This is a genomic window from Streptomyces sp. AC627_RSS907 (assembly GCF_019049165.1).
The window spans coordinates 1-548 of the sequence record NZ_JAGMUE010000661.1 but is presented as its reverse complement, the minus strand read 5'-3'; the positions used below and the strand labels follow the sequence as shown (position 1 = coordinate 548).

Here is a 548-nt window from a genome sequence, read left to right as displayed (position 1 = left end):
AGTCCACCGGGCCCGAGCTGTGGCAGCAGACCGATGAGCGGATCACGCACTTCGTCGCGGGCGTCGGCACCGGCGGCACGATCAGCGGCACCGGCCGGTACCTCAAGGACGTCAGCGACGGCCGGGTCAAGGTGATCGGCGCCGACCCGGAGGGCTCGGTGTACTCCGGCGGCTCGGGCCGCCCGTATCTGATCGAGGGCGTCGGCGAGGACTTCTGGCCGAGCGCGTACGACCGGACCGTCGCGGACGAGATCGTGCCGGTCTCCGACAAGGACGCCTTCCAGATGACCCGCCGCCTCGCCAAGGAGGAGGGCCTGCTCGTCGGCGGCTCCTGCGGGATGGCGGTCGTGGCCGCCCTGCGCGTCGCCGAGCGCCTCGGCCCGGACGACGTGGTGGTCGTGCTGCTGCCGGACAGCGGGCGCGGGTACCTCTCGAAGATCTTCAATGACGAATGGATGGCGGACTACGGTTTCCTGGAGGAGGCCGGGCCCGCCGTGCGCGTCGGTGACGTGCTGCGCGGCAAGGAAGGCGGCCTGCCGTCGCTGGTG

General features: G+C 71.7%; 1 protein-coding gene. It reads left to right on the top strand.

Translation table 11 applies throughout. From position 1 onward, the window contains the following. A partial coding sequence (locus KUM32_RS37660) for a pyridoxal-phosphate dependent enzyme (RefSeq protein ID WP_217146332.1) occupies positions 1-548 on the top strand: 548 nt, incomplete at both ends.